A 26,618-nucleotide genomic window follows, 5' to 3' on the forward strand; every position below is an offset into this window, starting at 1 on the left:
CCACAGTGAAGGTTCGCGCAGCGCACGGCGGGACGAGAGACGGGGACGTCCGGGTGGCGTCGTTCGCACAGCGGAGGCTGTGGTTCCTGGACCAGCTCGCCGGAGGTTCGACGGATTCCCTGCTCCCGCTGGCGCTGCGCATCCGCGGCGCCCTGGACGTGGCGGCGCTGGAGCGGGCGCTCACCGGCGTCGCGGACCGGCACGCCGTGCTGCGCACCCGGTTCGTCGCCGAGGACGGGGAGCCGGTGCCGCACGTGGACCCGCCCGGTTCGGTGGCGCTGGAGCGGGTGGCGGCCGGCAGCGCGGAGGAGCTGTTCGACAAGGAGCTGGCCCGCCCGCTGGACCTGGCCGCCGAGCACCCGCTGCGGGCGACGCTCACCCGGCTCGGACCCGAGGAGCACCTGCTGCTCGTCGTCGTCCACCACATCGCCGTCGACGGCTGGTCCTGGGACGTGCTGCTGCGCGAGCTGGACGCCGGCTACCGGGGCGAGGCCGTCGCGGCGCCGGAGCTCCAGTACGCCGACGTGGCGCGGGCCGAGGCGGAGCGGCTGACGGGACCGCGCATGGAGCGGCTGCTGGACCACTGGCGCGGCCGGCTCGCCGGGGTGACGCCGCTGGCGCTGCCCACCGACCGGCCGCGCCCGCGGTTCTGGGACGGCGCGGGCGACGTCGTCCGCTTCGAGCTGCCGGCCGCGCTCATGGCGGACGTCGACCGGGTGGCGCGCGAGCACCGCGCGACCCGCTACATGCTGCTGCTCGCCGTCTACCAGGCGCTGCTGGCCCGCTACTCGGGCCGCTCCGACATCGCGGTCTGCACGACGCTGGCCGACCGGGGACAGGCCGCGACGGCGGGCGTCATCGGGCCGTTCGTCAACACCGTCGTGCTGCGCACGGACCTGGCCGGCGACCCGACGTTCGCCGAGCTGCTGGCCCGCGTCCGCGCCGGCGCCCTCCAGGACTTCAGCCACGCCCAGGCACCGTTCGACCGGGTCGTGACGGCCGTCGGCGGGGAGCGGGACCTCTCGCGGCACCCGCTCGCCCAGGCGTCCTTCACCCTCCTCAACACCGTGCCCGAACCGGCGCGCCTGGCCGACCTGGACGTCTCCCTCGTCCGGACGCCGCTGCCCGGTACACCGCTGGACGTCTTCCTCGACCTGTCCCTGCGGGCCAACGGAGACGTCGCCGCGCGCCTGCAGTACGCCACCGCCCTGTTCGACGCGGAGACGATGCGGCGGTTCACCGAGGGCTTCACCGAACTGCTCACGGCCGTCGTCGCCGCCCCGGAGGCGCCGCTGAGCGCACCGGCCGCACGGATCGCACCGTTGCCGGGGGCCGAGCGCGAACGGCTCGTGGCCCTGGCCGGTGCGGAGCGGGCGGTGGCGCCCGCGCCGCCCTTCGCGGTGCGCGGCGAGCCCGACGCCGTCGCGCTGGTCTGCGGCGCGGAGACGGTGACGTACGGCGAGCTGGACGCGCTCGGCGGCGGCCTGGCCCGCGCCCTCACCGAGGCGGGCCTGACGCCGGGCGACCCGGTGGGGGTGTGCCTGCGGCGCGGCCCGGCGGCCGTGGCCGCGCTGACGGCGATCTGGCGGGCGGGCGGCGTGTACGTGCCGCTGGACCCGCACCTGCCCGAGGAGCGGCTGCGGTTCATGGCCGAGGAGGCCGGCGTCAGGTACGTCGTGACGGACGAGGCCGCCGGGGAGCGGGCCGCCGCGCTCGGGCGACCGCTCGTCGCCGTCGGCTCCGTCGGGCCGGACGCGGGGTTCGGGCACCACACCCCCGACCCGGACGCGCTCGCCTACGTCATCTTCACCTCCGGCTCCACGGGGCGGCCCAAGGCCGTCGGTGTGGCCCACGGGGCGATCGCCGCGCACGTCGACGCGGTGCGGACCGCGTTCGGGGTCACCGCCCGTGACCGCGTCTTGGCCTTCTCGTCCTTCTCCTTCGACGCCTCCCTGGACCAGCTGCTGACCTCGCTCGGCTGCGGCGCCACCGTCGTGCTGCGCCCCGACGAGCAGTGGCTGCCCGCCACCCTGGCCGCCGTCGTCGCCCGGCACGGCGTGACCGTGCTGAACCTGCCGCCGACCTACTGGGCCGAGCTGGCCTTCGCCCTGGACGACGCCACGACGGCCGCGCTGGCCACCGTGCGGCTGCTCGTCCTCGGTGGGGAGAGCATCCCGGCCGCCGCGCTCACCGCCTGGCGGGCCGCGCTGCCGCGGGTGCGGGTGTGCAACGCCTACGGGCCCACCGAGACGACCGTCACCGCCACCCTGCACGACGTCACCGCCGACGACGATCCGGAGCGCACGCCCATCGGCACCCCGCTGGGCGCCCGCCGCACGTACGTGGTGGACGCCCACGGCGAGCTGCTGCCCGAGGGCGCGCCCGGCGAACTGCTCGTCGGCGGACCGGAACTGGCCCGGGGCTACCTCGGCAGGCCGGAGCTGACGGCGGACCGCTTCGTGCCCGACCCCTACACCGGGGGCGGCGGACGGCTCTACCGCACCGGCGACCTCGTGCGCCGACTGCCCACCGGGGAGCTGGAGTTCCTGGGGCGCACCGACGACCAGGTCAAGCTGCGCGGCTTCCGCGTCGAGCTGGGCGAGGTGGAGGCGGTGCTGGCCGCCTGCCCCGGCGTCGTGGCCGCCGCGGCGGCCGTCCGGTCCGACGGGCACGGCGGCGCGGTGCTGGCCGGGTACGTCGTGGCCGGTCCCGACGGGCCCGTGCCCGCCGCGGAGTTGCGCGCCCACTGCGCCGGACGGCTGCCGCACTACGCCGTCCCCTCGGACTTCGTCCCGCTGGAGACGCTGCCGGTGGGCACCTCCGGCAAGCTCGACCGGGTCGCGCTGCCGGAGCTGCGACCGGACCGGGAGCGCGCGCTGGGCGAAACCGAGTTCGTCGCCCCGCGCGACGCGACCGAGCGGGTGGTCGCGGAGATCTGGCAGGAGGTGCTGGGCGTCGGCCGGGTCGGCATCGACGACTCGTTCTTCGACCTCGGCGGCCACTCGCTGCTGGCCACCATGGCCGTCTCGCGCATCGCCGAACGGCTCGGACGCGCCGTGGAGTTGCGCACCCTCTTCGAGAACCCGCGCATCCGGTCGTTCGGCCCGCTGGTCGCCGCCGCCCGCGAGGCCGGGACCGCGACCGTCGTGCCCGTCGACCGCTCGGGGCCGCTGCCGATGTCGTTCGCGCAGGAGCGGATGTGGTTCCTCGACCGGATGTCGGACGTGGGCGACGAGTACGTGCTGTGGTTCTCCTGGCGGCTGCGCGGCGGCCTGGACCGGGCCGCCTGGCAGGGCGCGCTCGACGACGTCGTGGCCCGGCACGAGGTGCTGCGGACGGCGCTGCTGGAGGTCGACGGCCGCCCGGTGCAGCAGGTCCTGGACGGCGTCGGCGTGCCGCTCGCCTGGCACCCGGCCCCGCGCGGGGGCACCGTGGCCGAGCGGCTGGACGCCGTGCGGGCCGAGGCGGTCGCGTTCGCCACCGAACGCTTCGACCTCGTCGCGCCGCCGATGCTGCGCGCGGGCGTCTGGGAGCTGGCCGGGGACGACCACGTCGCCGTCATCGCCTTCCACCACGCGGCCACCGACGGCTGGTCCAAGGACGTCCTGATCGAGGAGCTGTCGGCCCTGTACGCCGCGCGGCGGGACGGCCGCCCCGCCGGGCTGCCGCCGGTCGCCGTCCAGTACGGGGACTTCGCCCTCTGGCAGCGCGACCGGGCCTCCGGCGGCGCGCTGGAGCCGCACCTGCGGTACTGGGAGCGGACGCTGGCCGGCCTCCCGGTGCTGGAGCTGCCCACGGACCGGCCGCGTCCGGCGGGCTGGTCCGGCCGGGGCGCGGCGGTCGAGGTGGAGCTGCCCGCCGCGCTCGCGGACGGCGTCGCGGCGCTGGCCGGCCGGCACGGGGTGACGCGGTTCGTGGTGCTGCTGGCCGCCGTGCAGATCGTGCTGGCCCGCTGGTCGGGGCAGGACGACGTGGCCGTCGGCTCGCCGGTGGCCGGGCGCGGCCGGGTGGAGCTGGAGCGCCTGGTGGGGCTGCTCGTGAACACCGTGGTGCTGCGCGGCGACCTGGCCGGGGAGCCGACGTTCGAGGAGTTCCTGGGCCGGGTGCGGGAGACGGCACTCGGGGCCCACGAGCACCAGGACGTCCCCTTCGAGCGGCTGGTGGAGGAACTGCGCCCGGAGCGCGACCCGGCCCGCAACCCGCTCTTCCAGGTCATGTTCGACGTGCAGGAGAGCCCCACCGGCGGCCCGCGCGTGCCGGGGCTGGACGTCACGCACTTCGTCCTGCCGTGGGGCTCGGCCAAGTTCGACCTGACGGCGACCTTCCTGCTCTACCCGGACCGGTTCGCCCTCAACGTCGAGTACGCCACCGACCTGTTCGACGCCGACACCGTCACCCGCTTCGCCGGGCACGTGGGCCAGGTGCTCGCCTCGGCCCTCGCCGCCCCGGACACGCCCGTCGGCCGGCTCACGATGCTCTCCGCGCAGGAGTACGCGGAGCTGGCCGGGGAGCCGGGCGCGGGGCCGGTGCACGTCGCCGAGGGGCCGCCGTTCGTGCCGCAGGGCGCACCGGACGCCGTGGCGCTGGTCTGCGGCGGGGAGTCGCTGACCTACGGCGAGCTGGACGGGCTCAGCGGCGGGCTCGCCCTCGCCCTCACCGAGGCGGGCGTGCGTCCGCAGACGCCGGTGGGCGTGTGCCTGCGGCGCGGCGTGTGGTCGGTCACGGCGCTGGCCGCCGTGTGGCGGGCGGGCGGCGTCTACGTCCCGCTCGACCCGCAACTGCCGCCCGAGCGGCTGCGGTACATGGTGGAGCAGGCCGGGGTGCGGCACCTGGTGACCGACGCGCCGACGGCCGGGCCGGCCGCCGCGCTCGGCCCGCCGACGCTGGCCGTCGAGGACGTCGTCCCGGCGCCCGACGCCCCGCGCCACGTCCCGCACCCGAGGGAGCTGGCCTGCGCCATCTTCACCTCCGGGTCCACGGGCCGGCCCAAGGCCGTCGGCGTCGAGCACCACGCCGTCGCCGCCCACACCCGCACCGCCCGCGCGGAGTTCGGCATCACGGCGGCGGACCGCGTGATGAACCTGGCCTCCTTCTCCTTCGACGCCTCCCTGGAGCAGATCCTGCCCGCCCTGAGTGCCGGGGCCGCCGTCGTCATCCGCCCGGACGAGGTGTGGTCGGTGGAGGAGCTGGCCGAGCAGGTGCGCCGCCACGGGGTGACCGTCATGGAGGCCACGCCGTCCTACTGGGAGGAGATCGTCGCCCGACTCGACCACGTCGCGGGCGACCTGGCGAGCCTGCGGCTGGCCGTCACCGGCGGCGAGACGCTGCCCGCCGCGATCCTCGACCGCTGGTTCGCCCACCTGCCCGGGGTGCCGATCCAGAACACCTACGGGCCCACCGAGACCGTCATCTCCACCGGCTCCCACCCCGTCACCGCGCCGGTCGAGGGGCGGGTGCCCATCGGGCGGCCCTGGGGCGCGCGGCGCGCCTACGTCGTGGACCAGCGCGACGAGCTGGTGCCCGTCAGCGTTCCCGGTGAACTCCTCGTCGGCGGCCCGGAACTGGCCCGGGGCTACCTCGGCCGCCCCGAGCTGACGGCGCAGCGCTTCGTCCCCGACCCGTTCGGCGGGCGCGGCGGACGGCTCTACCGCACCGGGGACATCGTCCGCCGACTGCCCACCGGGGAGCTGGACTTCCTCGGGCGGCGCGACGACCAGGTGAAGATCCGCGGCTTCCGCATCGAACTGGGCGAGGTGGAGGCCGTCCTGGAGCAGCATCCCGACGTGCACGCCGCCGCCGTCCTGGTCCGCGAGCTCGGCGGCGACCGGGCCCTGGTCGGCTACGCCGCCGGACGGGTCCGGGACACCGAGGAGCTGGCCGCCTGGTGCCGCACGCAACTGCCCGGCTACATGGTGCCCGCCGCGTTCGTGCTGCTCGACGCCCTGCCCCGCACCGTGCAGGGCAAGCTCGACGCCGCCGCGCTGCCCGCGCCCGCACCGCGCCCGGCCGCCGCGTTCGTGGCGCCGCGCACCCCGACCGAGGTGGTGACCGCGCAGATCTGGGCGGAGGTGCTGGGCGTGCCGGAGGTCGGCGTGCACGACGACTTCTTCGCCCTGGGCGGCCACTCGCTGCGCGCCGTCGCCGCCGCCTCCCGCCTGCGCACCGCCTTCGACTGCCCCCTCCAGGTGCGGGACCTGTTCGAGCACCCGACCGTCGAGCGGCTGGCCGCCGAGGTCGAACGGCAGCTCGTCGACCTCATCGCGGCGATGAGCGACGACGAGATCGACCTGTCCCTGACCGCCGACCACTGACCCCCGGATTGGACGGAACTCCCATGACCACCTTCCCGGTCTCCCCCGCGTCCCCCGCCGGCGCTCCGGCCGCCTCGGGCCGTACGCTCTCCCCGGCCGCCCGGCGGCTCCTGGAGCAGCGGCTGCGGGGCGCCGCCGACCTCCCCCCGGCGGGCATCCCCCGGCTCGACCCGCGCCCGGCGCGGTTCCCGCTCTCGGCGGCCCAGCAGCGGCTGTACTTCCTGCACCGGCTCGACCCGCAGGGCGTCGAGTACCTGATGCCGGCGGCCTGGCGGTTCACCGGCCCGCTGGACGTCGCGGCGCTGGAGGCGGCCGTCGCCGACCTCGTCACCCGGCACGAGCAGCTGCGCGTCGTCTTCCCCGACGAGGACGGCGTCGCCACCCAGTGCGTGCTGCCCCCGCCGCCGGCACCGCTGGAGGTCGTCGACCTGGCCCCCGCGACGGGGGACCCGGCCCCGGCCGACGAGGCGGAGCTGTCCGCCGCCGTCCACGCGGTGGCCGTCCGGCCCTTCGACCTGGCGCGTGAACCGGCCTTCCGGGCGGTGCTGCTGCGCGCCGGGGACGAGGACCACGTGTTGGTCCTGGCGATGCACCACATCGTCTCCGACGGCTGGTCCCTCGACGTCCTGCTGCGCGACCTGCGCGTCTGCTACACCGCACGGACCGGGGGCGCACCACTGCCCGCCCGCGCCCCGGACGCCGTCGACTACACCGACTACGCCGTCTGGCAGCGCGGCCGGGACGAGGCCCGCGACCTCGCCTACTGGCGGTCCACACTGGCCGGGCTCACTCCGCTGGAACTGCCCACCGACCACGCCCGGCCCGAGGACCGCTCCTCGGCGGGGGCCGTCCACACCGTCGAGCTGCCCGCCGACCTGACGTCCGCGCTGACCGCGTTGGGCCGCCGCTGCGACACCACGCCGTACATGACGGTGATGGCCGCCTTCCAGGCCGCGCTCGCCTTCCACAGCGGCCAGGACGACATCGCCATCGGCACCGTCGTCGCCAACCGGGAGGAGCCGCAGACCGAGGACCTGGTGGGCTTCTTCGTCAACACCCTCGTCATCCGCACCGACCTCTCCGGCGACCCCACCTCGGCCGAGCTGCTGGCCCGGACCCGGGAGAGCGTGCTGGGCGCCCTCTCCCACCAGGGCCTGCCGTTCGAGCGGGTCGTCGACGAGCTGAGCCCGGAGCGGGACCTGTCGCGCAACCCGCTCTTCCAGGTGCTCTTCTCCCACACCCCCGTCCAGCGGGGCACCTACGCCCTCGGCTCCGCGACCGGCGCCGCCCACCCCATCGACCTGACCACCGCCAAGTTCGACCTGACGCTGGACCTCCAGGAGGACGGTGACACGACCCGGCTGCGGTTCGTCCACCGCACCGACCTGTTCACGCCGGAGTCCGTGGCCCGGCTCGCCGCGCACACCGTGGCCGTGCTGCGCGCCTTCACCCGGGTGCCGAGCATCCCGCTGAGCGAGATGGCCCTCCTCACCGACGAGGAGATCGGCGAGCTGCTCGGCCCCAACGGGCCCGCCGCGCCACTGGCCGACGTCCCACGGGACGCCCCGCGCATGGCCCCGGCCCGGGTGGCCGAGCACGCGCGCCGCACCCCCGACGCGGTCGCCGTCCGGTGCGGCGGGCGGTCCCTGACCTACGCCGGGCTCGACGCCGCCTCCCGCGCCCTGGCCGGACGGCTGCGCGCGGCGGGCGTCGGCCCGGAGTCGCTCGTCGGCGTCTGCCTGGACCGCTCGGCGGAGCTGGCCGTCGCGCTGCTGGGCGTGTGGCGGGCGGGCGCCGCCTACCTGCCGCTCGACCCCACCCACCCCCGCGCCCGCCGCGCCTTCACGGTCGAGGACGCCGGCGTGGAGCTGGTCGTCGCCGACGCCACCGGCCGCGCGGCCGTGGAGGGACTGCCCGTGGAGGTGGTCCCGCTGGCGGCCGAGCCGGCGACGGACCCGCGGCCGGGGGACGCCGACGCGGTGGGCCCGGAGCCGGCCGACCCCGCGCCGGGGGATCTCGCCTACGTCATCTACACCTCCGGCTCCACCGGGCGTCCCAAGGGCGTCGAGGTGACGCACGGGAACCTCGGCTGGCTGCTGGACGCCGCCGACCACCACTTCGACTTCGGCCCGGACGACGTCTGGACGCTCCAGCACTCGCCCGCCTTCGACTTCTCCGTCTGGGAGCTGTGGGGACCGCTCGCCTCGGGCGGCCGGGTCGTGGTGCTGACCGAGGACGAGGTGCGTGACCCGGCGGCCGTGCACGCGGTGCTGCGCGACGAGGGCGTCACCGTCCTCAACCAGACGCCCGCCGCCTTCAAGGGGCTGCGCGCGCACCTCGCGCAGCAGGGCGCCCGCTTCGCCGAACTACCGCTGCGCACCGTCGTCTTCGGCGGTGACGCCTTCGACGCCCGCGACTACCGGGACTGGTTCGCCGCCCCCGCCGACGAGCGTCCCGCGCTGGTCAACATGTACGGGATCACCGAGACGACCGTGCACGTCACCTACCGGCTGATCGAGGAGGCGGACATCACCTCCCGGGTGTACTCGCCCATCGGACGCCCGCTGGCGGGCCAGCACGGCTACGTCCTCGACCCGGCCGGGCGGCTCGTGCCGCGCGGCACCGTGGGCGAACTCCACGTCGCCGGGGGCGGCGTCGCGCGCGGCTACCGCAACCGGCCCGAACTCACCGCCGAACGGTTCCCCTTCGACCCGTTCGCGCCGCAGGGCGGTCGTATGTACCGCACCGGCGACCTCGTGCGCGTCCTGCCCGACGGGCAGCTGGCCTACGTCGGCCGCGCCGACCACCAGGTCAAGATCCGCGGCCACCGCATCGAGCCGGGCGAGATCGAGACGGCCCTGCGCGCGCTGCCGGGCGTCACCGACGCGGCCGTCGTGCCGCGGCAGGACGGGCACGGCGGCGCCCGGCTCGTCGCCCACGTCACCCTCACCGAGGGACGTCCGCTCGACGCCGCCGACCTGCGCGAACGGCTGCGGCTCACGCTGCCCGGCTACATGGTCCCGGCGCTCTACGTCCGGCACCCCCGGCTGCCGGTGACCGCCAACGGCAAGGTCGACCGCGCGGCCCTGGTGGCGGCGGGCGCGGAGGCGACCGCCGAGGGCTCCGGCGAGCACGCCGAACACGTCCCGCCGTCCGGCCCCGTCGAGGAGACCCTGGCGGGCATCTGGGCGGAGGTCCTCGGCGTCGAACGGGTCAGCGGCACCGCGAACTTCTTCGACCTCGGCGGCGACTCGATCCTCGCCCTGCGCGTCATCGGCCTCGCCCGCGCGGCCGGGCTGGCCCTCGGCGTCCCGGACCTCTTCCGCGCCCGCACCCTGGCCGACCTGGCCCGGCGGGCCACCCCGGCCGAGACGGCGGCCCCGGCCCCCGTCGCGCCGTTCTCCCAGCTCGACCCGGCCGACGCGGCCCGGCTGCCCGAGGGGCTGGAGGACGCCTACCCGCTCACCATGCTCCAGGCGGGGATGCTGCACGAGATGCTGGCCGACCCCCGGCGCGGCGCCTACCACAACGTCACGGCGCTCAAGATCACCGTGCCGGAGGGCTTCGACCCGGCCGCGTTCCAGCAGGCCGTGGACACCGTCGTGCGCGAGTACGGCATCCTGCGCTCCTCCATCGACCTCGTCTCCTTCAGCGAGCCGGTGCAGCTCGTCCACCGCGCCGCCGACGTCCCCGTCGGCCACACCGACCTGCGGCAGCTGCCGCCCGAGGAGCAGCGCGCGGCGCTGCGGGCCTTCGTCGACGCGGAGTTCGGGCGGCGCTTCGACCTCGCCACGCCTCCGCTCATCCGCATCCACCTGCACCGGATGACCGACACGGAGCTGCGGCTGACCCTCACCGACTGCCACGTCGTCCTCGACGGCTGGAGCCTGACCTCCCTCATCGCCGACCTGCTCGACCTGCACCGGCAGGCCGTGGCCCACGGCCGCGACCCGCGGCTGCCCGCCGCACCCCCGTTCGCCGAGTACGTCGCCCTCGAACGCGCCGCCACCCACGACGAGGAGAGCCTGGACCACTGGCGCCGGACGCTGTCCGAGCTGAGCCCGGTGCGCTTCACCCGGCGCGGCGCCGACACCGCCGACACCGCCGAACCCGAGCGTCTCGTCCACGAGACCACCCGCTCCTACCGGACGCTCGCCGAGCCCATCGGACGGCTCGCCCGCCGCGCCGGAGTGCCCCGCAGGACGGTCCTGGTCACCGCGTTCCACCACACCATGAGCCTGTTCGCCGCCCGTGCCCTCGGCGGCGACGACGCCGCCGGGCACGCCGTCGGACTCGTCACCAACGGCCGGCCCGAACTGCCGGGCGCCGACCGCATGCGCGGGCTGTTCCTCAACACCGTCCCGTTCGGCGTGCGGCGCCCGGAGGGGAGCTGGCTGGAGTACCTGCGGTCGGTCTTCGAGGCGGAGCAGGAGATGCTGCCGCACCGCCGGGTCCCGCTCGTCCGGCTCCAGCAGCTGCGGCCGGGCGAACCGAGCCTGGTCGAGGCCGTCTTCAACTACGTCAACTTCCACCGGCTGTCCGGCGACACCTGGGACGAGTCCCTGGAGATCTCCCGCACGATGTTCCCGCTGCTGGTGAACGCCAGTGTGGACGGCTTCGCCCTGGACGCGGACCCGGACTACCTCTCCCCCGCCACCGCCGAACAACTCGCCGACCTGCTCTGCTCGGTGCTCGCCCAGATGGTCGAGGACCCGGACGCCGCCGTCGTCGCGCCCGCCCTGTCCGGCGAGGCCCGCGAGCGCGCGCTCCAGGAGTGGGCCTGCGGCCCCGACCGCACCAACACCCCGCTCACCTTCCCCGAGATCGTGGCCGGACGCGCCGCGCTCGCCCCGCTCGCCCCGGCCGTCGCCCACGAGGGCGGCGAGATCGGCTACGCCGAGCTGGAGCTCTCCGCCCGCGCCCTGGCCCGGCGGCTGCGCGGCCTCGGCGTCGGACCCGAGGTCGTCGTCGGCATCTGCGTCGACCGGGGACCGGACTGGGTGCGTGCGGTGCTCGGCGTCCTGGCGGCGGGCGGCGCGTTCCTGCCGCTGGACCCGCAGCACCCCACCGACCGGCTGGCGTTCATGGTCGCCGACAGCGGGATGCGGGTGCTGCTCACGCAGTCCGCCCTGGACGGGACCGTGCCCTTCGACGGCCCGGTACTGCGGCTCGACGACCCGGACACCGGCTGGGGGCCGCAGCCGCGGCCCCGGGAGGAGCCGGCGCCGGGGCGTGCGGACGAGCCCGCGCCGGACGCCGACGCGGAACCCGCCTGCGCCACCGCCGACAACACCGCGTACATCATCTACACCTCCGGATCGACCGGCACGCCCAAGGGCGTCGCCATCGCGCACCGCGGCCTGACGAACATGCTCGAAGGCCAGCGCGACCTGTTCGCGCCGCGACCGGGCGAGCGCGTCCTGCAGTTCGCCTCGGCGAGCTTCGACGCCTCCGTCCTGGAGCTGACCTGGGCCCTGGCCAACGGCGGCACGCTGTGCACCCCGCCCCGCGACGCCCTGCGCCCGGGCCCCGACCTCGCCGACACCCTCCACCGGTACGGCGTCACCGGGACGATGCTGCCGCCGAGCGCCCTGGCCGTCCTCGGCGAGGACCGCTTCCCCGAGCTGAAGGTCCTCCAGGTGGCGGGTGAGGCGTGCCCGGCCGAGCTGGCCCGCACCTGGTCGCGCGGACGCCGGTTCTTCAACGTCTACGGGCTCACGGAGACCACGGTGTGGTCGGTCGCCGCCCGGCTCACCCCCGACTGCGCACGTCCGCCCATCGGCCGTCCCATCCGCAACACGCGCATGTACGTCCTCGGCGAGGACCTGCAACCCGTCCCGGTCGGCGTGCCCGGCGAGATCCACCTGGGCGGCGCGGCCGTCGGCCCCGGCTACCTGGGACGCCCCGAACTGACCGCCGCCACCTTCGTGCCCGACCCCTACGGCGGGCCGGGCGAGAGGCTGTGCCGCACCGGCGACATCGGCGCCCAGCGCCCCGACGGGACGGTGGAGTGGCTCGGCCGCCGCGACGGCCAGATCAAGCTGCGCGGCTTCCGCATCGAGCTGGGCGAGATCGAGCACGCGCTGCGCGAACTGCCCGGCGTGCGGCAGGCCGTCGTCCTGCTGCGCCGCGACCTGCCCGGCGAACCCGCCCTCGTCGCCTACGTCGTCCCCGACGGCGCCGCCGACACCGCCGACACCGAGGAGATGCGGCGGGCGCTGCGCTCCCGGATGCCCGGCTACATGGTGCCGGCCCGGTTCGTCCTCCTGGACGCGCTGCCGGTCAACAGCAGCGGGAAGATCGACCGGCGGGCGCTGCCGCTGCCGGCGGCCGGGCGGGCGGAGGCCACGACGGAGTACGTCGCGCCGCGCACCCCGGCCGAGCTGGTGCTCGCGGAGGTGTGGTGCCACGTCCTCGGCATCCCGGAGGTCGGCGTCCACGACGACTTCTTCCGGCTGGGCGGGAGTTCGCTCTCCACCGTCCGGGTGGCCGCCCAGGCGAACGCGCGCGGCCTGCACGTCTCGGTGCGGGACCTCGTCGAACAGCCGACGATCGCCGGACTCGCCGCACGGGCGGGCACAGCGGGCGGCGAGGAACCCGTCCGCTCCGAGGTACGGCTGCGGGACGGCGACGGCTCCCCGCTGTGGTGCGTGCACCCCACGGGCGGCAGCGCCGCCTGGTACGTCCCCCTCGCCCGGACCCTGCCGCCGGGCCGGCCCGTGCGGGCGTTCCAGGCCCGCGGCCTGCTCGGCGGCGTCGACCCGACGACGATCGCCGGGATCGCCGCCAACTACGCGGGCGAGATGACCGCGCACGGCGCGTCGGGACCGCACCACCTCCTCGGCTGGTCCATGGGCGCCAACCTCGCCCTGGAGATGGCCACCCAGCTCCACGAGGCCGGGCAACCCGTCGAACCGCTCGTCCTGATCGAGCCCTACCTGCCCAACCCGGACGCCCGCGCCCGCCTCCTGGGGGTCGGCCGGGCCATGGAGGAGGGACTGCGGCTGCGCGACCACGTGCGCGCCCTGCCGCCGTCGCCCGAGCGCGAGGCCGCCGTGGCCGAGCTGACCCGCCTGCTGCTGGACAACGGCATGAGCCCGAGCGAGGCGGCCCTCGTCGAGAACGCGCCCATCGAGGTCTGGCACTCCCTGCTGACGGCCCTCGCCGACTACCGCACCCGCCCCTACCCCGGCCACCTCCACCTCGTCGTCGGCTCCGTGGCCGCCGGCCTGCCGGACGGAGAACCCATGCCCGGCCTCGACGTCGACTACCGCACCTACCTCGACCGCTGGCGTGACGTGGCGCACGGCGGGGTGACGGTGCACGTCACCGAAGGCGACCACATGTCCATGATGTCCGAACGCCTCATGCCCTCGACCGCCGCGCTGCTCGACACGATCATGACGGGGGCCCGGCGATGACGACCCTGACGCACGCGACGACGGCCCCCGCGCCCGGCTTCACCGAGCGCTACCTCCTCGAACCCGCCCTCACGGCCGACCCGTACGGCTACCTGGACGCCCTGCGCGCGACCCGGCCGGTGTACTGGAGCGCCCTGCACCGCGCCTGGCTGGTCACCGGACACGCCCAGGTGATGCACTGCCTGCGCGACCCGGCGTTCTCCGCCGAGCGGGTACGCCCCCTCATGGACGCCGTCCCCGAGGGCGCCCGCGAGGACGCCGGGCGGGCCTTCGGGATCCTCTCCCGCTGGATGGTCTTCAACGACCCGCCGAACCACCGGCGGCTGCGCCAGGCGTTCCAGGAGCAGTTCTCCGCGCGCGCCATCGGCCGCTACCGCGCCTTCGTCGGCCGGGCCACCCGGGCCATGCTGGCCCGCCGCGCCGCCCCCGGCCGCGCGGGCGAGCTGCTCGCGGACGTCGCCCGGCCGCTGCCGGCCCTCGTCTTCGCGCGCTGGCTCGGCGTCCCGCAGGCCCACAGCCCGTCGTTCTGGTACTGGAACGCCCGGGTGGGCGACCTGATCCTCGGCGCCGCCCAGGAGGAGCGGGAGTACCGCACCTCGCTCCAGTCCCTGGTGAACCTGGAGGACTACCTCGCCGACCTGGTGCGGCAGCGCCGCGCCGAGCCGAAGGACGACCTCATCAGCTCCGTGCTGGCACAGGGCCGCATCGGCACCTCCGTCAGCGAGGAGGAGTTCGTCGGCATGCTCACGCAGATGGCCTTCGCGGGCGGCGAGACCACCAGCAACCTCATCGCCAACACCGTGCGCGCCCTCCTCACCCACCCGGAGGCCCTGGCGGCCGTCCGCGCGGAGCCGGAGCTCGTGCCGGCCGCCGTGGAGGAGACGCTGCGCCACGACGGACCGTCGAAGATGTCCGTCCGCACCGTGGCCCGCGACGTCGAGCTGGACGGCGAGGCCCTGCGGACCGGGGACCGCGTGTTCCTGGTGACGGCGGCGGCCAACCGCGACCCCGAACGCTTCCCCGACCCGGGCACGTTCGACGTCCGGCGCGACAACGCCGCCTCCCACCTCGGGCTCGGCTTCGGCGCCCACTTCTGCATCGGCGCCGCGCTCGCCCGCCTCGTCGCGGGCGTGGTGGTGGACGTCCTCGTCCGCGAGTACCCCGCCCTGCGCCTGACCGACCACGCGCACGCCTGGCAGCCCTCGCTGCTCAACCGCGCCCTGACGGCCCTGCCCGTCCGCTACTGACCACGGCCGCCCCGCGGCGGCCCGACGAAGGGTTCGACATGGCGAACACACTGACGGCGGCGGGCTCCCGCCTGGGCGCACCCGCCCGCTCGCCGTCGTTCCGCCTGCTGTGGCTGGGGCAGTCCCTGTCCCTGCTCGGCGACGGATTCAGCTACATCGCCTTCTCCTGGATCACCCTGAGCCTCACCGGCTCGACGCTCGCGCTCGGCTACGTGCTCGCCTGCCAGGCGATCCCGCGCGCCCTGCTGACGCTCGTGGGCGGCTCGCTCAGCGACAAGTGGTCCTCCCGCACGCTCATGCGGTTCTCCAGCTACGCCCGAGCGGTCCTGATGGTGGCGGTGGGCCTGGCCGGGCTCGGCGGGGCGCTGAACGTCTGGCTCCTGTGCGGCGCCGCCGCCGCGTTCGGCGCCGTGGACGCCTTCTTCCAGCCCGCGCGGGCCTCCATCCTGCCGTCCGTGGTCGAGAAGGACCTGCTGCCCTCGGCCAACGCGCTGCTCGGCCTCGGCATCAAGGTCTCCTCGGTGCTCGGCCCGGCGGTCGGCGGCATCGTGGTCGCCGTGACGAACGCGCCCGTGGCGTTCCTCGTCGACGGGGTGTGCTTCGCCCTGTGCGGCCTGTGCGTGTCCCGCGTCCGCACCCTGCCGCCGAAGGAACCCGCCGAAGCCGCAGACCCCGAACCGTCGCAGGCGTCGGCGGCGGGCACGGTGAAGGACCCGGGCGCGGACGGCACGGAACCGGTCGCCCCGGCACCGGACGGCGGCACCTCCCTCATGGCCCGCATCCGGGCCGGCCTGCGCTACGCCTGGGAGGACCCGCGTATCCGCACCATCCTCGTCGTCGACGCGGCGGTCACGTTCTGCCAGGCCGGTCCCTTCACGGTCGGCTTCGCCACCCTCGCCAAGACCGGCCTGGAGGGCGGCTCGACGACGCTCGGCCTCCTCAACGGCGCGCTCGCGGGCGGCGCCATGCTCGGCACGCTGGTCGGCGGCGCGCTGAGCAGCAGACCGCGCGTCGGCCTGCTGATCGCCGCCCTGGCGGGCTGGCTCGCCGTCGGCATGGGCACGCTCGGTCTGGTCGACAGCACGGTGGCCGCCCTGGTCACGGTCCTCACCATGGGCTTCGGCATCGGCTTCCAGGGCGTCTTCGGCATGAGCTGGATCCAGCGCAACATCCACGGCTCCGTGCTCAGCCGCGTCATCTCCGTGGACATGGTGATCGGGTACGCCGTCGCCCCGCTCTCCCTCGTGCTGTGCGGCTCGCTGGCCCGGACGGGCACGGACACGCTGTTCGCCTTCTCGGCCGTGCTGCTGAGCCTGACCGCGCTCGGGGTGCTCAGCTCCCGGACCGTGCGCGGCATGCGCTGACCCCCCGCCGCCGCCCCGCCGTCCCCGCCCGGGGGCGGCGGGGCTCGACGAGACGGGGTTCAGGGGGCCAGCGCGGCCGCCAGATCACAGAGGGCCGCCCGGTTCGGGCGGCCCGTCTTGGTGCCGAGGGCGGCGATGTGCTTCTCCACGGTGCGCGGCGATATGTAGAGCCGGTCGGCGATGTCCTTGTTGCCCAGCCGCTCCGCCAGAAGCTGGAACACCTCGTACTCGCGCACCGTGACGCCCTGCGTGCGCAGCTCGTCGGGAATGCGGCTCGCCCCGCTGCGCCGCTGGTGCACCGGGGCGCCCATGCCGCGCAGCGCCGCGCGCGAGGCGTTCGCCACGGCCGTCACCGCGTGCTGGTGGAAGTGGAGTTCGGCCTTGCGGAGCCAGGCCACCGGCTCGCCCCAGCCGCTCTCGTGCGCGGCCTCCGCGGTCAGCCGCAGCCCCAGGTGCAGCGCCGTCGGGTACGGCGCGGCGACCCGCAGCGCCTCGGCGACGGCCGCCTCCGCCGCGTCCCCGCGCCCCTCGCGGCCCAGCAGGACGGCGTCCGCGAAGAACAGGAACTGCCGGTTCCAGCGCATGCGCCCGGGGGCGGTCGCGGCGATCTCCTCGAACCGGCCCCGGTCGGCCTCCCCCGCCAGCACCTCCAGCAGCAGCCCGACGCCGTACCGGCCGCTGAGGTAGTACGTGCTGGGGTTGGCGTCCTCCAGCGCGGAGACGGCCCTCAGCTCCGTCAGCGCCCCGTCCCGGTCCTCCTCCAGGAGCGCGCAGAACGCCCGCGCCAGCCCCCGGGTCAGCGGCTCCTCCTGCGAACCGCTGCCGTCCCACTCGGCGAACGCCGCCAGCGCGCCGTCCATGGCCGCCCGGTCGCCCAGGTGCGCGGCCCGGGTCGCCTGCGCCATCAGCACGTACCGGCTCGCCGGGGCCAGCCGGAGCCGCTGGACGACCGCCAGGCACTCCCGGCCCGCCTCCCGTGCCGCGTCGAACTCGCCGCGCAGGACCGCGTCGAGGATCAGGATGCCGTCGATCGTGTAGACGATGGTGGCCGAGCCGAGCCGCTGCGCCTCGTTCCGGGCCGCGAGCAGCCCGTCCGTACTGCCCTCCGTCAGCCAGGTGTTCCCGCCGATGCGGGTCAGCGCGTACATGCGCTGCACCGGCAGGTGATGGCGTTCCGCGGTGCCGAGCGCCGACTGGAGCAGGGCCGACGCCTCGTCGAAGTCCCGCTCCCGGGCGAGCGTCGCCAGCAGCTCCCAGGCCTGGCAGACGACGGTGGCCATCCCGTGCCGCTCGGCCGCCTGGAGCGCCGAGTAGGCCAGCTTCTCGGCCAGTTGGGTACGGTCCGGTCCGGGCGTGTCCAGTGCGAGATAGGCGGCCGTCACGTCGATGGGCGCGGTGGACCGCTCGTCGGGGCTCTCGCCCAGCAGGGCCCGGGCGCGGGCGATCTGCCGGTTGCCGTCCTCCCAGCGGCCGGAGGTGTGGGCGACCTTGGCGAGCCGCGTGTGGAGCACGGCCAGCCGCTGGGCGCTCAGCCCGCTGCCGCCGGGCGTGTGGAGGTGCTCCGCGAAGCTGAAGGCCTGCGCGAAGTCCCCGGCCTCGGCGAGCGCCGGGAGCAGCGCCTCCAGGACCTCCGTGCGGCGGGCGGTGTCCTGGTTCCCGGCCAGGAGCCGTTCGGCGCGGCCCAGGAGGGTCACCGCCGAGCCGATCGCCCCGGCGGCCAGCGCGCGCAGCCCGGCGTCCGCGAACAGCCGGCCGGCCTCCCCGTCCGCGCCCGCCTGCTCGCGCAGTTCGGCCGCCAGCGGGCACCACTCGCCCTCCAGCGCGGGGTGCAGCTCCTGGACGGCGTCCGCCGCGCGGCCGGCCATCTCGGCCCGGTTGCCCGGCGTGAGCTGGGTCATCAGCGCCTCGGCGGTCAGCGCGTGCCGGAACGCGTACCAGTCCGGCGCGGGTTCGTCCGACACGACGAGCTGGGCCGCCACGCCCGCGTGCAGGTGGCTCAGCAGGCCGCGGTCGTCGATGCCGGTCATCCGCTGGAGCACGGTCAGCGGGAAGCGCCGGCCGATCACGGCGGCGGCCGACAGGAGGGTGAGCCCCTGCGGCCCCAGCCGGTCGATGCGCCGCAGGATGCCCCGGGCCAGGGCCGTGGAGACGTCGCTGCGCAGGCTGCCCACGACCCGCCAGCCCTCGTCGCCGCGCACCAGCGCGCCGCTGCTGATCAGGCCCTGGAGCAGCTCCTCGACGAGGAAGGGGCTGCCGGCGCTGTCGTCCCACAGCCGCTCCAGGACCTCCGGCGGCACCTGTTCGGGCTCGGTGCCGAGCTGGTCGGCGACGACGCCCCCCACCTCGGCGCGGGTCAGCGGGGCGAGTTCCAGCACGGCGCCCGCGCCGCGCCGGCCGGCGGCCTCCGCCATGTCGAGGGCGTCGCACGGCTCGGTGCGGATGGTGGCCAGGAGCACGACGTTCGTGTACTCCAGGTTGTCCACCAGGTACTCGACGACCGCGAGCGTCTCGGGGTCGGCGTCGTGCAGGTCCTCCAGCAGCAGGAGCTGGCCGTGCTCCTTGCCGGTGGCGATGAGCAGCCGCAGCACCGCCTCCCCGAGGATGACCATGGAGCTGTCTTCCTGGGTGTCGCTGCTCCAGTCCGGGATGATCCGGCCGAGCGTCGGCCGGTAGGGGCCGAGCGGCAGGTCGTCCAGCGGCTCGCCGCTCCGGAAGAGCGTCATCAGGGCTTCGGTCAGCGGCCGGAAGGGCACCGTGGGGCCCGTGGTGCTGCTGCGGCCCCGCAGCACCCGCATCCCCGAGCCGAACGCCGTCCCGGCGGCCTCGGCCGCCAGCCGGGACTTGCCGATGCCCGCCTCCCCCACGAGGAAGACGACCCCGCCGCGGCCCTCCCGGGCGTCGGTCAGCGCCCGGCCGATCTCCGACAGCTCCGGGTCACGACCGACGATGAACCGCGTACGGGAACGCATGGGCGCTCATGGTAGTCAGACGGCATCTCGACGTGAAGCGTTCGTGTGCGCCCTACATCCGGCTCCGACAATCGGAGTCGTGGATTCCGAACCGCCCGGACCGGGGTCCGGGCCGCGACGGACGGACGGTCAGGACGGAGCCGAGACGCTGGTGTCCATCTGGCTGAGCGTCACGACGACCCCGCTGGTGAGGACGAGCCCGGCCAGCACCCGGGCCCGCGCGCACGCCCGGTTGCGGCCGCTCAGCGTGACCTGGCCGGCCGGGTCCTCGACACCGCCGGGCTGTGCGGGGACGGCCTCGGTCGCCTCGTCGGAGTGGGCCCCGGCGGCGGTGACGGCGGTGACGGCGGTGACGGCGGTGGCGGGGTGCTGCTGCATGATGACGACCTTTCCACGAGAGAGGTGGTGACCTACGAGCGGTTCCGTTCAGGTGGTGCGCGACCCCCCGGACGAGGCCGGGAGGGTGTCCAGGAGCAGGACGGAGGGGACCCGGTCCGGGAACGCCAGCCGCAGCAGCGCGTACCCGATGCCGGACAGACCGGTGAGGAAACCGGGTGAGGGGACGTGGTCGGGGGTACCGCAGCGGTGGCCGTGCTGTTCCAGTCGGCCCAGCACCTCCCCCGTGCGGTAGGTCAGGGCGGAGCGGGCGTCGCCGGTGCGCGCGTGGTCCCGGGCGGCCAGGGCGCCCAGCGCCTCCAGCGAACCGAGGACGCCGTCGCGCAGGCTCAGGTCGGGGGCGTGGGCGCGCACGTCCAGCCGGGCGGCGCAGGCGTCGAGCCGGGCGGCTGCCGCCTCGGCCTCCACGGTGCCCGCCGTGTCGGCGGCGGCCAGGGCGACACCCGCCAGGCCGGCGTACCAGCCCGGCTCCGCCGGCCGCTCCAGGGCCACGTCGACCGCGCGGCCCAGCAGTTCGCCGCCGACGGCGGCGTGCGCCGAGGCGGGGAGCCCGTCCGCCGCGCTCCCCCCGGTGGCGCCCGAGGCACCCGCCGCCCGCCGGACGGCGGCGTACCGCAGCAGGGCCCAGCCGATCCCGGCGTCCCCCTCGGCGAAACCGTGCGTCCCGGCGCGGGGGTGGCTCGACGGCTGCGGGCCGGCGTCCGCGCGCCGTCCGACGCGGGCCAGCAGCCGGTCGGCCAGCCGCCTGGCCGTCTCCCCGGCGCCGGGGGCCGCGTCGGCCCGGTGCACCGCGACGGCGGCGGCCACGGCGCCCGCCAGGCCCTCCGCGAGCCCGTCACCGGCCGGGAGGCCGCCGTCGCCGGCCGCCTCTCCGCCGGTGACGTCGGCCGCGAGTTCCAGGGCGGACAGCGCGTCCGGGAGGCAGCCGGCCAGGTCCTCGCCCACGATGGGCGCCAGCCGCGCCACCGTGTAGACGATGCCGCTCAGGCCGTGCAGGGCGCCCGGCCCCACGGCGGCGGCGAGCTCCGGGTCCTTGGCCAGCGCGGCCAGCAGCAGCGGCAGCGGCCGGACGGCCTCGGCGGCCAGCCCGGTGTACCGGTCGGCGTCCGCCAGCACTCCGAGCTGCGCCAGGAACAGCGCCACGCCGCAGTACCCCTGCGCGAGTCCGCCGCCCATGGGCAGGACGGCCCAGTGCTCACCCGAAACCTGTTCCAGGCCCAGCCAGTTGACCCGACCGCCGCCGTGCACGGCACGGGCCGCGATCTCGTCCGCGACGCCGCACGCCGCGCTGAGCAGCCGCGACGGCTCGGGCGCCACCGCCGGAGCGACCGGTCCGGCCAGGACCGAACGGGCCCCGAGCGAGCTGAGGTTCGCCCCGGTGACGGCGAGCGTCGCCGAGATCACCCACTCCTGGTCGTGGCGGTCCACCTCGCCCATGGCGGCGATCTTGTCCAGCGCCGTGCGCAGCCCCGGCACCGGAAGCACGCCCTCCAGGACCTCGCCCCGCGAGGTGAGCACCGCCGTGCGCGCCGGGTGGTGGAGGAACAGGGGGACGTCACCGCCCCACAGGTCGGCGATCTCGTCCTCGACGAGCCGTTGCCGGGCCGGGTCCTGCGCGGACTCGGTGCACAGCAGGGAGAACACCACGTCACGCGTCAACGCGTCCCGCAGCACCTCCGGGTGCGCCGACTCGTCCAGCAGCGTCGTGTAGAGACGCGTCGAGCGGACGATCAGCCGACCGGGCGCCTCGCAGCGGCGCCCCAGCGGCCCGTCCTCCCCGAGCAGCTCCTCCCGGTGTCCGACGACCGCGTCGTACCCGGCACGGAAGCCCTCCAGCAGCGCCGCCCGGTGGTCCGCGTGCCCGCGGCCCGCGGAACGGCCGCGCAACCGGGGCCGGTTCTGGCCCTGCGGGCTCTCGACCCGGCCGCGCAGCACCCGCATCTCGTCCGTGCCGACGCCCTCCCAGCGCATCGCCGCACTCGGGTAGCCGCCCCCCGCTCCGCCCCCGAGGGCGGAGATGTCCAGCGCGCCGTCCTCCCCGATGAGGAGGCTCGGCAGCAGGCAGGTGCGGTGCACCGAGGCGGCCAGCGCGTCGGCCGCCGGGTCGGCGCCCGCCGTCACGGCCGGGGAGAGCCCGGCGTGCAGCAGCGTCTCGGCGTCGACGACGACGGGCTGGTCCCGGCAGGCGATCACGTTCTCGTAGTGCATGTCGACGCCGTCGAGCGCGTACAGGAGCGCGAGCAGCGCGCCCTGCCGCCGGTAGAAGACGTCCAGTTCGGTGGCCGACTCGCACGGCGTGTGCTCGACGAACTCCAGCCAGCCGTACCCGGCGCCGTGCACCGAGCGCGGCGTGCGCAGCCCCAGCCCCGGCACCCGGCCGTTCGCCCAGGCCACCACCTCGTCCAGCAGCGTGTGCTGGCCCAGCGGCCGGGGCTTGTGGACGACGGCGCCGCCCCGGGCGAAGTGCACGACGGCCACCGACCGGTGGCCCTGGTGGGCGTCGCCCCGGCCGAAGTCGATCCGGCGGACGGGGCCGGGGTCGACGCCGCGGAACAGGTCCTCGGCGATCCGGCTCCGGTCGGCCGTCAGGCGGCGCAGCAGCTCCACCGTGTTGCGCGCGGCGTTGTCGCAGGTCACGGCCAGCATCCGGGCCAGGACCGGGTAGCGGGTGAACAGCGTCGTGAGGCCCTGGCGGGTACCGGCCCCGGCGACGAACGCGGCGAACCGCTCCCGCGACGTCCCGCCCGCCAGCACTCCGGCCGTCCGCGCCCGGTACAGCTGCGTGACCAGGGACCGGGCCGCCAGGTGCGCCAGCCGCGCCCCCAGGCTCCGCTCGAACCCCGCGCGGACGGCGTCGAGTTCGTCGTGCGGCAGCTCCGGCTCCAGCAGCGGGGCGGCCTGGGCCCAGGCCGCCCGGATCAGCGGGCGCAGCACGGGCAGGAACACCTCGGCGCCCCCGGTGCCCGGCGTCCCGTCGGTCTCCGGCGTCTCCTCGGTCTCCGGCGTCTCCTCCGCCGGCCACTCCGGCGCCGACGCGACCACCCGCTCCGCGTACCGCGCCCACTCGGGCTTCACGGCGCGTTCCGCCAGCCGCTCGGGGGTCTCCGCCGCCAGCGCCCTGGCCACGTCCTCGCCGATCCCGAGGCCCGCGAGCCGGGCCGCGAAGCCGTCCACGTCGCCCAGCGACCACGCGGCGGGCCGGAGGCGGGCGGCGTCACCCCGCCGGGGGCGGGGCGCCCCCGGTGCGGCGAGTCGCTCCCGCAGGTTCAGGCCCGGCGCCCACCAGAACGGGGGGAGGCCGCCCACCTGGGGCTCATCGGGAGTGGCGGTGTCAGTCACACCAAGAAAGTTCGCAGACCCCGCCGCCGCGCACATGGGGGCTGGGCCCCCATATTCCGCACGCGGCCCCCCGCGACCCGTACGCACCCCGTCCGACCTGCGGTGCGGACACGGGCGGCACCCGGCAGCGCCACCGCAGTCCACCCGCTGCGGCTCGCGCTCCGCTAGCGCCGCGCTCGAACCCGTACGCCGTTCCCCACCCCCGTCCGCGCCGCCCGCGCCGTCCGCGCGGGCCGTGCGGGCGGGGGTGGCCAAAAGTGGGGGGTGCGGCCCGATGCCGCCCCCGGTCCGCTCGCCGCAGCCTGGTACCCGTTCCCCTTCCGCCGCCATCACACCGGCCGGCGGACGACCCCACGGAGGACCACATGGGCGACCCCGTACCCGTCGACGTCGTCGCACTCGACCCGGTGCTCGAAGCCGGCACCAAGGCCGCACTGCTCTCCTGCCCGCAGGTGCGGCTGGCCGACCCGGACGACGGCCCGCGCGTCGTCGTCATCACCGCGGACGCCGTCGGCCGCCCCGAGCTGGACGTCCTGCGCACCGTGCGGGACGTCCCCGCACCTCCCGACGTGGTCCTCGTCGCCGCCGAGTTGGCACCGGCCGACACCCTGCACGCCCTGGCCGCCGGCGCCCGGGGGCTGCTGCGCCGCCGCGAGGCCGACCCCACCCGTCTCGCCCGCGCCGTCCTGGCCGCCGCACGGGGCGACTGCACACTCCCGCCGGACCTCCTCGACCTCCTCCTGGAGCACTCCGTCTCCCGCGCCACGGCGCCCTGGGCGGAGGCGGGCCTCGACGACCGGGAGCGCTCGGTGCTGCGGATGGTGGCCGACGGGCACGAGACCAGCGAGATCGCCGAGCACCTCTGCTACTCGCCGCGGACCGTCACCACGATCGTCCACGACATCACCCAGCGGTTCCGGCTGCGCAACCGCGCGCACGCCGTGGCCTACGCGCTGCGGGCGGGCATGCTGTGACCCCCACCGCGACCGCCGCCCCCGGAGGGTCCCGCCCGCCGTCGGACGACCCCGTCGAGATGCCCTACCCCGAACTCGTCCGCCTGCTCGGCCGTGCCACGTCCCCGCCCGGCGCCGCCCGGCGGCCCGAGGCACCCCGGCTGACCGCCCGTCAGACCGCCGTCCTCACCCTCATGGCGGAGGGCCACGCCAACACGGCCATCGCCCGCGCGCTGTCCTGCTCGGAGCACACCGTGAAGAACGTCATCTACGAGCTGATGTCGCGCCTGCACGCCCGCAACCGCTCGCACGCCGTGGCGCGCGCCCTCCACCACAGCCTCATCTGACCGATCCCCCGCCAACTCCGCAGTTCTCCTTGATAGTTGAATGAACAACAGTGACCACGGAGGCGGGTGTTGTGAAGTGGCTCACACTTGCCCCTGGCAGGTTCGTTCCCCGGCCCCGTGCGGGATGATTCCCAGCGGATACCCGTTAGTAGCCAGCACGTCGACCGAGTCCGCCGCCGCCATCGCCACGTCGTGACTCCCGTCCTGGAGGGGCCGTTGTCGTCGAACACCATCAAGAACGCCGTGCACGGGGACATCTCCGTCGGCACGGTCCTGGTCTGGACCAAGCGGTACACCGAGCAGGACCTCCGCGACTTCCACGCACTGCGCGGCACGGCCGTCGACCCGCTGCCCGAGGAGCTGCCGTACCTGCTGGTCCTGGCACCGCTGACCAAGCTGGGCGGGGACCTCGACTACCTCTCCCAGAAGATGGACTGGACCGTGTCCCGACCGGTCCGCCGCAACGAGGAGATCACGGCCGAGCTGGAGGTCACCCGGCTGGAGCCGACGGAGGGGATGACGAAGATCGCGTTCGACGCCCGGGTCCGGTGCGGGGACGACGTCGTCATCACCGGCCGCAGCAAGGGATTCATCGTCAGCGCCTGAAGGGACTGGCAGCCATGGGCATCACCCGAACCGCCACGCACACGTTCAGCTCCGAGCAGATCGACGTCTGCGCCCGCCTGACCGGGGACCTGGGCGCCCACCACATGGGCGGCCACGGCGACCGCCGCATGGCCCAGGGCGCGCTCACCCTCACCGCGGTGCCGCTGCTGGCCGAACCGGGCGTGCACATGCGGAAGCTCTCCTTCACCTTCCTCGCCCCGGTCTTCGCCGGGGACACGGTCACGGCGACCGTCTCCGTGCAGGAGGCGGAGCAGGCACCCGACGTACCGGACGGGCACGTCGTGCTCGACTGCGAGGTGCGGGTCGCGGGCGACGACGGCGCACCCGTCCTGGCCGGCACCGGGGTCGCCGAACTGCCCCGGGAGCTGTTCGCCGAGCTGACGAGAGAAGGGAGTTGAGCCATGACCAGACCGAGCCCGACGAGTGAGCTCAAGCTGCTCAGCCACGACGTCTTCGTCGACCCCTACCCGACCTACGCGCTGCTGCGCGAGCACGCCCCCGTGCACTGGGACGACCAGCTGCACGGCTACCTGCTCACCCGGTACGACGACGTGCACGCGGCGCTGCGCGACCACGAGACGTTCTCCTCCCGGCGCATCGGCCTCCTCGCGGCCCGGGGCGGCGCCGACCCGTCCCCGGCGATGACGCGCTTCGTCGAACTCGCCTCCCAGTGGATGTGGATGCTGGACCCACCCGAGCACACCCGGGTGCGCAAACTGATGTCCCAGGGCTTCAGCCCCCGGGACGTGCGCCAGGTGGAGCCCCGCGTGGAGGGCATCGTCGCCCGGCTCGTCGACTCGCTGATCGAGCGCGGCAGCTTCGACCTCATCCCCGACCTCAGCCGCGCCGTGCCGATCGGGGTGCTCCTGGCCCTCTACGGGCTGCCGGACGAGGACGGGCCGCTGCTCACCGAGTGGGCGGACACCATGAAGCTGTTCCTCGGCGGCGCACCCGACCTGCTCGGTACGCACGGCCCGGCCGCCCAGTCGCTGCGGCAGATGATGGAGTACCTCGGCGCGGTGATCGCCGAGCGCCGCCGCGACCCCGGGGACGACCTCATCTCCCGACTGGCCCAGGCCGAGGAGAACGGCGAGCGGCTCGACGACGAGGAGCTGTGCTCCAACCTCCTCCTGCTGCTCGTGGCCACCTACGAGACCAGCGTCGACATGCTGGGCAACGGCCTGCGCGGCCTGCTCGCCGAGCGCGACCAGTGGGAGCTGCTCAGGGCCGAGCCGGACCGCATCCCGGCCGCCGTCGACGAGATCCTGCGCTGGGACGGCCCCGTGCAGCTCACCCACCGGCTGGTCACGCGGGACGTCGAGCTGCACGGCACGACGATCCGGCAGGGCCAGCTCGCCTACCTCGTGCGGGGCTCGGCCAACCGCGACCCGGCGCAGTTCAGCGACCCCGACCGGCTCGACGTCACCCGCACGGAGACGGGCCACGTCGCTCTCGGGACCGGTGTGCACTACTGCATCGGCGCCGGGCTGGCCAAGGTCGAAGGGGCCTACGCACTGAGGGAGTTGACGCGCCGCATCCCGGACCTGAGGCTGGACCCGGAGCGGCCGTACCGGTGGCGCGCGGACAACCTGCAGTTCCGTGGCCTGGCCACGCTGCCCGCCACGACCGGAAGACCGTAACCGA

Annotated in this window: 11 protein-coding genes and 1 pseudogene; 9 read left to right on the forward strand and 3 right to left on the reverse strand. The window is 75.6% G+C overall.

Annotated elements, in window-relative coordinates:
• The first annotated feature begins 53 nt into the window (after nucleotides 1-53).
• From IF129_RS24480 to IF129_RS24495, 4 genes and pseudogenes are all read left to right on the forward strand, one after another.
• Complete coding sequence (locus IF129_RS24480; RefSeq protein ID WP_318153923.1) at nucleotides 54-6,311, forward strand: non-ribosomal peptide synthetase; 6,258 nt, start codon at nucleotides 54-56, stop codon at nucleotides 6,309-6,311.
• Nucleotides 6,312-6,355: 44 nt separating this feature from the next.
• Nucleotides 6,356-13,732, forward strand: a pseudogene (locus IF129_RS24485) (amino acid adenylation domain-containing protein); the annotation flags it as partial.
• Nucleotides 13,729-14,979, forward strand: coding sequence for a cytochrome P450 (locus tag IF129_RS24490; protein ID WP_191212008.1), 1,251 nt, complete (start codon nucleotides 13,729-13,731; stop codon nucleotides 14,977-14,979). The pseudogene IF129_RS24485 and the gene IF129_RS24490, both read left to right, overlap by 4 nt.
• A gap of 38 nt (nucleotides 14,980-15,017) precedes the next feature.
• Complete coding sequence (locus IF129_RS24495; protein ID WP_191212009.1) at nucleotides 15,018-16,343, forward strand: MFS transporter; 1,326 nt, start codon at nucleotides 15,018-15,020, stop codon at nucleotides 16,341-16,343.
• A 59-nt stretch (nucleotides 16,344-16,402) separates the two neighbouring features.
• Here IF129_RS24495 and IF129_RS24500 read toward each other — a convergent pair whose 3' ends face one another.
• The 3 genes from IF129_RS24500 to IF129_RS24510 all read right to left on the reverse strand — a co-directional run bounded on the left by IF129_RS24500 (nucleotide 16,403) and on the right by IF129_RS24510 (nucleotide 23,014).
• Nucleotides 16,403-19,312, reverse strand: coding sequence for an AAA family ATPase (locus IF129_RS24500; protein WP_191212010.1), 2,910 nt, complete (start codon nucleotides 19,310-19,312; stop codon nucleotides 16,403-16,405).
• Between the two features lie 129 nt (nucleotides 19,313-19,441).
• A complete protein-coding gene (locus IF129_RS24505; RefSeq protein ID WP_191212054.1) occupies nucleotides 19,442-19,690 on the reverse strand; it encodes a hypothetical protein in 249 nt (82 codons plus the stop codon).
• Nucleotides 19,691-19,738: 48 nt separating this feature from the next.
• Complete coding sequence (locus IF129_RS24510) at nucleotides 19,739-23,014, reverse strand: type 2 lanthipeptide synthetase LanM family protein (RefSeq protein WP_191212011.1); 3,276 nt, start codon at nucleotides 23,012-23,014, stop codon at nucleotides 19,739-19,741.
• Nucleotides 23,015-23,412: 398 nt separating this feature from the next.
• Between IF129_RS24510 and IF129_RS24515 the strand changes: the two genes are divergently transcribed.
• The 5 genes from IF129_RS24515 to IF129_RS24535 all read left to right on the forward strand — a co-directional run bounded on the left by IF129_RS24515 (nucleotide 23,413) and on the right by IF129_RS24535 (nucleotide 26,614).
• On the forward strand, nucleotides 23,413-24,021 hold the full coding sequence (locus IF129_RS24515; protein WP_191212012.1) for a helix-turn-helix transcriptional regulator: 609 nt from the start codon (nucleotides 23,413-23,415) through the stop codon (nucleotides 24,019-24,021).
• Nucleotides 24,018-24,347 (forward strand): response regulator transcription factor, encoded by a 330-nt coding sequence (locus IF129_RS24520; RefSeq protein ID WP_318153924.1) that lies wholly within the window; start codon nucleotides 24,018-24,020, stop codon nucleotides 24,345-24,347. Before IF129_RS24515 ends, IF129_RS24520 begins: the two co-directional genes overlap by 4 nt.
• A gap of 216 nt (nucleotides 24,348-24,563) precedes the next feature.
• On the forward strand, nucleotides 24,564-24,953 hold the full coding sequence (locus tag IF129_RS24525) for a hotdog family protein (protein WP_191212013.1): 390 nt from the start codon (nucleotides 24,564-24,566) through the stop codon (nucleotides 24,951-24,953).
• 14 nt (nucleotides 24,954-24,967) lie between these two features.
• Nucleotides 24,968-25,372 carry a hotdog family protein gene (locus IF129_RS24530; protein WP_191212014.1) on the forward strand — a complete coding sequence of 135 codons (405 nt, stop codon included), beginning with the start codon at nucleotides 24,968-24,970 and terminating at the stop codon, nucleotides 25,370-25,372.
• Between the two features lie 3 nt (nucleotides 25,373-25,375).
• Nucleotides 25,376-26,614, forward strand: a complete 1,239-nt coding sequence (locus IF129_RS24535) for a cytochrome P450 (protein WP_191212015.1) — start codon at nucleotides 25,376-25,378, stop codon at nucleotides 26,612-26,614.
• Nucleotides 26,615-26,618 lie beyond the last annotated feature (4 nt).

The organism is Streptomyces chumphonensis, from assembly GCF_014779715.1.
GTDB lineage: Bacteria > Actinomycetota > Actinomycetes > Streptomycetales > Streptomycetaceae > Streptomyces > Streptomyces chumphonensis.

Excerpts from the sequence above, each read along its gene's own strand:
- IF129_RS24495 (WP_191212009.1), top strand. The coding sequence starts at position 15,018 with ATGGCGAACACACTGACGGCGGCGGGCTCCCGCCTGGGCGCACCCGCC.
- IF129_RS24535 (WP_191212015.1), top strand. The coding sequence starts at position 25,376 with ATGACCAGACCGAGCCCGACGAGTGAGCTCAAGCTGCTCAGCCACGAC.
- IF129_RS24490 (WP_191212008.1), top strand. The coding sequence starts at position 13,729 with ATGACGACCCTGACGCACGCGACGACGGCCCCCGCGCCCGGCTTCACC.
- IF129_RS24505 (WP_191212054.1), bottom strand. The coding sequence starts at position 19,690 with ATGCAGCAGCACCCCGCCACCGCCGTCACCGCCGTCACCGCCGTCACC.
- IF129_RS24500 (WP_191212010.1), bottom strand. The coding sequence starts at position 19,312 with ATGCGTTCCCGTACGCGGTTCATCGTCGGTCGTGACCCGGAGCTGTCG.
- IF129_RS24515 (WP_191212012.1), top strand. The coding sequence starts at position 23,413 with ATGGGCGACCCCGTACCCGTCGACGTCGTCGCACTCGACCCGGTGCTC.
- IF129_RS24530 (WP_191212014.1), top strand. The coding sequence starts at position 24,968 with ATGGGCATCACCCGAACCGCCACGCACACGTTCAGCTCCGAGCAGATC.